This is a genomic window from Sphingobium sp. TomTYG72, assembly GCF_055394715.1.
Genome location: NZ_AP027337.1, coordinates 282,049 through 290,000, shown reverse-complemented (window position 1 = coordinate 290,000; position 7,952 = coordinate 282,049). Strand labels below are relative to the sequence as shown.

General features: G+C 62.7%; 6 protein-coding genes (1 of these 6 running past the window's edge). 4 read left to right on the top strand and 2 right to left on the bottom strand.

The window, feature by feature from the left end; translation table 11 throughout:
* The 3 genes from ACZ5U1_RS14730 to ACZ5U1_RS14720 all read left to right on the top strand — a co-directional run.
* Positions 1–778: the 3' portion of an AAA family ATPase gene (locus ACZ5U1_RS14730; RefSeq protein WP_464780649.1), read on the top strand. Its footprint begins 419 nt before the window's first position; only the last 778 of its 1,197 coding nucleotides appear in the window; its start codon lies beyond the left edge, outside the window; it ends in the stop codon at positions 776–778.
* A gap of 362 nt (positions 779–1,140) precedes the next feature.
* Entirely contained in the window at positions 1,141–2,232 is a 1,092-nt protein-coding gene (locus tag ACZ5U1_RS14725) for a ParB/RepB/Spo0J family partition protein (RefSeq protein WP_464780648.1), read from the top strand.
* A gap of 211 nt (positions 2,233–2,443) precedes the next feature.
* On the top strand, positions 2,444–3,649 hold the full coding sequence (locus tag ACZ5U1_RS14720; protein ID WP_464780647.1) for a replication initiator protein A: 1,206 nt from the start codon (positions 2,444–2,446) through the stop codon (positions 3,647–3,649).
* A 424-nt stretch (positions 3,650–4,073) separates the two neighbouring features.
* Here ACZ5U1_RS14720 and ACZ5U1_RS14715 read toward each other — a convergent pair whose 3' ends face one another.
* A complete protein-coding gene (locus tag ACZ5U1_RS14715; RefSeq protein ID WP_464780646.1) occupies positions 4,074–4,967 on the bottom strand; it encodes a hypothetical protein in 894 nt (297 codons plus the stop codon).
* A 230-nt stretch (positions 4,968–5,197) separates the two neighbouring features.
* On the opposite strand from ACZ5U1_RS14715, the gene htpG reads away from it, so the two are divergent.
* Positions 5,198–7,078 carry a molecular chaperone HtpG gene (gene htpG / locus ACZ5U1_RS14710; protein WP_464780645.1) on the top strand — a complete coding sequence of 627 codons (1,881 nt, stop codon included), beginning with the start codon at positions 5,198–5,200 and terminating at the stop codon, positions 7,076–7,078.
* 184 nt (positions 7,079–7,262) lie between these two features.
* On the opposite strand, the gene ACZ5U1_RS14705 is transcribed toward htpG, so the two are convergent.
* Entirely contained in the window at positions 7,263–7,652 is a 390-nt protein-coding gene (locus ACZ5U1_RS14705) for a nuclear transport factor 2 family protein (RefSeq protein ID WP_464780644.1), read from the bottom strand.
* Positions 7,653–7,952: the final 300 nt, after the last annotated feature.

The following is a 7,952-nucleotide window of genomic DNA, read 5'->3' as shown; positions in this document are numbered from 1 at the left end:
CAGCCAGGCGACCACGACCACGCTCTTCGGCTTCAACCCGCACTTCAATATTCAGCGGGAAGAGACGCTTTATCCCTATCTGTCGATCGATCCGACCCAGGTCGACCTTCTCTATGCGGTCAAGCATACCGCCTGGCCCAATGTCGACCTGATCCCGTCCAACCTTGAGCTGTTCGACGTGGAGTATGAGCTGGCGGCGGCGGGCAGCGACGGCGGTTCCGTCCTCGCTGCGCGTTTCCGGAAGCTGAAACAGGGCCTGATGGACCTGGCGCGTCATTATGACGTGGTGCTGCTCGATCCCCCGCCAGCGCTCGGCACGATCAGCCTTGCGGTGATGCAGGCGGCCAATGCGCTGCTGGTCCCGCTCGCCGCGACGACGCCCGACTTCTGCTCGACCGTCCAGTTCCTCTCGATGATGGATCAGGTCATCAAGCAGCTGCAAACCGCTGGCATAGAGGTCGATTATCAATTCATCCGCCTGCTCTGCTCGAAATTCGACAGCAATGACCCCAGCCATTCGATGGTCCGCGCGATCATGGAGCAGAGTTTCGGCCCTGCCCTCCTCCCCGTGCCCATCCTCGACAGCGCGGAAATCAGCCATGCGGCGCTGCGCATGATGACGGTTTACGAGCTGGAAAAGCCGATCGGCACGCCGCGCACCCACAAGCGCTGCCGCGCCAATCTCGACGAAGCCATGGGCCAGATCGAAGCGCTGGTCCGCCAAGGCTGGGGCCGCGTCGCTCCCGCGCGTGAGGAGGACATCGTCAATGCGGCCTGATTTCACGCGGAGGCGCGGAGGCGCAGAGATGTCCTGCCGCGCCGCAGGCAGCCCTTCCTATCCGACGGTTCAGTCAGGCGCTGCCACCTGCATGACCCATAAAGCTGCGCCGCTCGCACACCCTCTCTGCGCCTCTGCGCCTCTGCGCGAACTAGGGCCGCTCGACATTCAGGAGATGGCGAGCCGAAAATGGTGGTTTTCCGTGACCCGGAGCGCAGCGTACTCAAAGTACGTGAGCACCGGAAGCGCGGAGAACCGCCATTTGCAGGCCGCCAGAACTGAATGTCGAGCGGCCCTAAAATCAAAGCTGTCCTACAGCGGTATGTTCACCATATGTTCCCCGCGAATCGGAGGACAAGCCCATGGCGCGTAAGCAATCGGACTATTTGGCAGCCCTTTTGTCGGACGAGGCGGAAAGCCCCGTCCCCGTTCCAGCGGCCGACAGCCCGCCTGTGGCCGAGGCCGAAGCGTCGCCCCCCTCCCCTGCCCCGGCTCGCCCCGAACGCGCGCGCGGCGCAACGCTGCTCGGCCGCGAAACCGCGCTTGCCCGGCTCGCGTCAGGCGAGGTGCGGCAGGTCACGCAATTGCTGCTCGATCCGGCAAAGGTTCGCATCTGGCGCGGCAACGCCCGGCTCTATTCTCATCTGACAGAGGATAATTGCCGCGAGCTGATCGACTCCATCATCGCGGAAGGGGGCCAGAAGGTCCCCGCCGTCGTCCGCCGCGTCGAAGGCGACCCGGACCACGACTATGAAGTAATCGCGGGCACGCGCCGCCACTTCTCGATCAGCTGGCTACGGGCGCACAGCTATCCCGACATGATGTTCGTGGCGCAAGTCGCTCAGCTGGACGACGAAGCGGCCTTCCGCCTCGCCGATCTGGAAAACCGCGCGCGCAAGGACGTCACCGATCTTGAACGGGCGCGCAACTATGCCGAGGCATTGGGCGCCCATTATGGCAGCCACCTCACCCGCATGGCCGAGCGGCTGAAGCTGTCGAAGGGCTGGCTCAGTAAGATGATCAAGGTCGCAGGGATACCGGACGACATTATCGACGCCTTCCCCTCGCCCGGCGACGTCCAGCTAAAGCCCGCTTATCCGCTGGCGCAGGCGCTCGATGATCCCGGGGCGGCTCCGGCCATCCGCGCTGAGGCCAATCGGCTCACCACGACACAACGGGAACGCCGTTACGCGGGTGCACCGCCCCTCCCCGCTGCTGAAGTCTTGAAGCGCCTGCTCGATGCGCCGCGCGTAGCCATGTCGGAACCGAAGGAAGAGCCCTTCACCTGGACCACGCGCTACGGCCGCCCTGCCCTCACCGTGCAGTCGGTCAACCGTCAGGGCATCACCATCCGCTTCCATGCGGGCTCGGGCGCGGACATGGCTACACTGGCAACCGCGCTCCGCGACACGCTCGAACATCTTGAACGGCAGGGAATGGGTCTACAGCAGTGACAGGCTCGGGGGGGCACAATAGCATCGCGACACAGGGGCCGGGCATCTTGCCCGCCCTTGGTTCGCGCGCTGTTTCCCCGGGGAAACAAGGCCCCACCAGATCGGGCCACCCTCCCCTCTCCTCCCGGAGCCTCCGTTCTTTCGCCCTAATCCCATCGTCGTTTCCCCGGGGAAACACCCTCCCCACCCCGCCCTTGCCACGGAGCCGCCCATGACGCGCACCGGCAAGGCCGAGCTCACCGATCAGTTCGAGCTGTTCCTTCCCTATATCGCGGACATGCCGCTGCGCGACCAGCGCGAGATGATGGAGCGCCCCTTCTTCAGCCTCGCCAAGTCGAAACGCGTCAAACCGATCGATTACACCTCCCCCAACGGCAAGGCGTGGGTCCATGTCTCGGCCAATCCCGACTACGGCATGGCGACCATCTGGGATGCCGACATCCTTATCTATTGCGCTTCGGTTCTGGCCGACATGGCCCGGCGCGGCATCAATGATGTTCCGCGCAAGCTGCATCTCATGCCTTATGACTTGCTGCGTGCCATCCATCGCCCGACCACCGGCCGCGCCTATGAATTGCTCGGCCAGTCGCTCGACCGTCTGGTGTCCACCACCATCAAGACCAACATACGCGCCGAAAACCGCCGTGAAGCAACGTTCAGCTGGCTCGATGGCTGGACCCAGCTTGTCGATGAGCGCACCGAACGATCGCGCGGCATGACGATTGAACTCAGCAACTGGTTCTACGAAGGCGTGTTGATGCAGGGCGGCGTCCTGTCCATCGATCGCGCCTATTTCGACCTGACGGGCGGGCGCGAACGCTGGCTATACAAGGTCGCGCGCAAACATGCTGGCGGGGCAGGGGAGGGGGGCTTTTCCATCTCCATGCCAACCCTGTTCGAAAAGTCAGGCGCAGAGGGCGCCTACCGCCGCTTCAAGTTCGAGATTGCCAAGATCGCCGAACGCGATCCCTTGCCCGGCTACACATTATTGCTCGAACAGCCCCAGGGTAAGCGCGAGCCATCGCTACGCATGAGCCGCCGGTCGGCCGAAGCTCCGCGCGCCGCAAACGGCGCCCCGTCTGCGAAAACCGGCATCGCACCCAAGGTGGCTGCCCTGAACAGCACGCCCGCGTCCGCCAGCAAAAGTCCGACGAACGACCAGCAATCCTTACTCGACGCCGGGGACGTCATCCGCCGGACTGTCACCAGCCTTTCATCACGCGCCACCGCTGGCGAACTCACCGACGCGACCCTTGCCACCCTGCGCACGGAATGTCCGGGTTGGGACTATCAGTCCCTCCATCAGGATTTCCGCAACTGGCTCGACGCCGATCCGACGCGAACGCCGGTGAACTACCAGAAAGCCTTCATCGGCTTCGTGCGCCGTTTTCATGAAAAGAACCGTCACCGCCTTTGACGTGGTGGCGCAAAAGGCGCCCCCGCCACTTCGCCCATCGATCGTGAATGCTCGGAGCGTTCCCGAAGTGTCGGTTGCTCTACAGTGCGTTGGGCACCTGATTTCCCAAAGTCACTGCCGACTTCATTTCATCCACAGCTTTTGAACGACATTAAGCGACCGACCAATGCAACTGATTCAATCCCTGCTGGAATCCCCACCTTGTCCGGGCACCATCGACACTCCAGGAACGGCTAACGCACCTTCAGGAACGATCCCCCGACACATCAGGAACACCAGCCTCGACACTCCGGGAACGAAAGCCCGACCTTTCGGGAACAGCCCCCTTCGCCCGACTCGCCTGTCCTCGCCGCTTCTGCCGCATCCGGCGCAAGCGTAACTCTCTAACCTTTCTACTAAACCCTATAACCAGAAGGAGATTCTTCTAGTTTTTGGAAGGGAGAGAAGAAGCGAGCTGCGACACCAATTTGGTCGCTCCTTGATGGGAGATGCCGAGCAACCGCGCGATCGCCACCTTGCTCAAACCCGGATAGGCCAGTTCCAACCGCATCAGCAGTGGCGCCTTGCTCCGCTTCGTCACTGGCAGCTCTTGGGGAAGCTTCCTGAGCCGCGCTTCAAGCCGGTTAAGATCCGCCAACCCTTGCGCTGCCTGCCGTCCGATCATTTCGATCAGCTGCCCCGCCAGCGTCCTTATGTCCGCGCCGGGAAATCGGGGCAGATCGACGAAAGAAGGCAGTCGCCGTGCCGTCAACCCGCACGCTTCGAGCGCCGCCGGAATGTGCGCCGCGACCACCCATCCCAAATCTGTCCGACGGGGATCGATTTGCAGCCGCCGTCCATCCGCCGTCGTCAGCAACTGCCCCTCGCTCATTGGCGCCGCCAGGCCTTCCCGTGCCGCGATGAGCCGCTCCGCCACCTCTTCCACGCCCGTTGAAGGGTAGGGGGCCTCCACAACCGCCTGAACCGCCCGCCAGGCCGGGCCGAAGCGCACCAGATCATCTGAGGCCCAGATTTCCGCCTCTTTCCTGTCGTCCAGCAGCTGGCGTGATATGTTCAGCGTCGCCCGCGCTATCGGATCTCGCTCGCCCTCGCTCGCCGAAAGCACGAAATGAACCAGCGCCGCGATCGACAAGGGGTCGTTCAGCCCTTCGCTATGGCGGGGTGGGGGCGTCCGTCCGCAAATCCAGTCCTGCAAATCTCCGACGGAAATGGGCACGGACGCGACACTGGCCAGCGCCGCGGCCCCTTTAAGGCGCGACCGGGCAAGCCAGATGTCGGTAGCCGGACTGTTGGCAAGGCGCCCATCGAGCCTCCCCAACAAAAGAAAAGCCTGCTCCGGAGACGAAGAAAAATCCAGCATTTCCGGGCTATATCAGCATATATGATGTAACCAAACACATATGTTGGTTACACATGCTTTTCCCCGTTCAAAACGCGATCAATTCACCTTCTCCTTCATGAATTGAACCCCAATCCAGCTTGAAACCCGCCGCTCCCCACGCCATCTGTCCGGCGGCCAAATTCACTGGAGGGCATGAAAGAAACGCCATGACGAACCCGACCGACGCTGCTCCTGAAACCCGTTCCTTCGAAGCTGACGTAGCCAAATTGCTGCACCTGATGGTGCACTCGGTCTATTCGGACAAGGATGTGTTCCTGCGCGAACTCATCTCCAACGCCGCCGACGCCTGCGAAAAGCTGCGCTATGAAAGCCTGAGCAATCCCGCGCTCGCCGCTGGAGGCAGTCCGCAAGTGACGGTGACGCTCGATCCCGACGCCCGTCAGCTCATGATCGAGGACAACGGCATCGGGATGAGCGAGGCCGAGCTGGTCGAGGCGCTCGGCACCATCGCGCGTTCGGGAACGAAGGCGTTCATGGAACGCGTCGCCAGCGCCAAGGACGCGGAGGGCACGCAGCTGATCGGCCAGTTCGGCGTCGGCTTCTACTCCGCCTTCATGGTCGCCGATCGCGTCGATGTCCTGTCCCGCCGCGCAGGGTCCGATCAGGCGGCACGCTGGTCGTCCGATGGCCTTGGCACCTATACCGTCCAGCCCGCCGAAACAGCCGAGGCGCCGGACCACGGCACCCGCGTCATCCTGCATCTTAAGGAAGACGCCGCGTCCTACACCGAACGCTATCGCGTCCAGCAGATCATCAAGGACCAGTCCGGCCATGTCCCGGTGCCGATCTTCCTCAAGGAAAAGCCCGATGCCGAAGCCGAGCAGATCGCGGATGGCGCCGCGCTCTGGACCAAGCCCAAGAGCGAGATCAGCGCGGAGGAATATACCGATTTCTACCGCAGCGTCGCGGGTCAGTTCGACCAGCCCGCGCTGACCCTGCACTACCGCGCCGAAGGTCTGCACGAATATTCCGTGCTCGCCTTCATCCCCGAAATGAAGCCGTTCGACCTGTTCGATCCCGACCGGACGGGCCGCATGAAGCTCTATGTCCGCCGCGTCTTCATCACCGACGAAGCGGAGATATTGCCGCGCTACCTGCGCTTCGTGCGCGGTCTGGTGGACTCCAGCGACCTGCCGCTTAATGTTTCGCGCGAGATGATCCAGCAGAGCCCGGTTCTCGCCGCGATCCAGAAGGGCGTCAGCAACCGCATCCTCAACGAACTTGAAAAGCTCTCCGCCAACGACGGCGAGGCGTACATCAAATTCTGGGACAATTTCGGCGCGGTGCTGAAAGAAGGGCTTTACGAAGACTTCGTCCGCCGCGAGCAGTTGCTCGGCCTTGCCCGCTTCAAATCCACCGCGTCCAGCGACAGCTGGCGCTCGCTGAAGGATTATGCGGAGGGCATGAAGGAGAACCAGACGGCGATCTACTACGCCACCGGCTCTGATCTCGACCGCCTCGCTTCCTCGCCGCAGCTGGAAGGTTTCCGCGCGCGCGGTATCGAAGTGCTGCTGCTGACCGATCAGGTGGACAGCTTCTGGGTCACCGCTGGCGTCGATTATGATGGCAAGCCCTTCAAATCGGTGACGCAGGGCCTTGCCGACCTCAGCCTCGTGCCCCTGCCCGAAGGCGAGACGGCCGCGCCCGCTGCGTCGGAGGAAGTCAGCAGCTTCATCGATTTCGCCAAGGAGCTGCTCAAGGATCAGGTTTCCGACGTCCGCGTGTCCGAACGGCTGACCGAAAGCCCGGTCTGCCTCGTTGCGGCCGAACATGGCATGGATCGCCAACTGGAAAAGCTGCTGGTGGCTGCCGGTCGCGGTGGCGGGGCTTCGGCACCTGTCCTCGAACTCAACCCGCGCCACAGCCTGATCGTCCGGCTGAGCGGCCTTCAGGACGACAACAGCCTGCGCGAGGATGCCGCCTGGCTGCTGCTGGATGAGGCGCGCATTGCCGATGGTGAATTGCCCACCGATCCGCGCGCCTTTGCCGAACGGCTCGGCCGGGTAATGGCGAAGGCTCTGGGCTAAGCGCCGTGGATCAAATCGGCCTTACCCCCTGAAACCGTTCGCCCTGAGCTTGTCGAAGGGCTCTTCTTTCTCCCAAAGAGAAGCATTTCGACAGGCTCTGCTCGAACGGATTGTGCATTAAGATTCAACACGCTCTGCTTTGGTCGCGGTCGGCTGGCGCGGCATAATCCCGCGCCAGCAACTATCAGCCGAGCGTCACGAAGATTTCCGCCTCGATCAGCCACTCGTCCCGAAGCTTGCGCCATTTCGCGCTGTAGATACCGAACGCGGTTGACTCCTGCGTGTCCGCCGCCAAGCCTTTCCATTCGCCCTGTTCCATCGCGATCGGTTCGACCGGCGAGACGATGATGCTGGTGGGCATCCGGACATAGATTGTGCGCTCGGGCGCTGCGAACTCGCGCTTCCATGCCATCAGCTGCGCCTTCCGGCCGCTGATCACGCCGCTGTCACTGCCGGTCACCAGTATCGCGGCGGGTGACAGCAGCGGGCCTATCGCGCTCAGGTCCATCTCCGCCAACGCGCGGTTGAATGCCGCACGCCGCATTCGGATCGCAAGATCGCAGGATTGGGTCACTCTACTATTCCGATCAGCGTCGCTTGTGTCAGCCGCCTATGATCCAGCCCGGTCGCCGCTGCAAGGAAGCAGCACAGAGTGAACCCGGCCGACACCCACCCCGATGGCACCGACGCAATCTCTGCGCCCCACGATGCGCCCGGTCGTTAAGCCATTGCAATGAAGATGCAACCGCCACGATATTGCGGCGTTATAGCTTGATGATTTTGCGGTGCGGTGCGTCTGATCCTGCCTCGGCAGGCGATGGATTTTGTGACTTGATCGATATGCTGACGGCCGTGCTGACGGAGGCATGGTTGA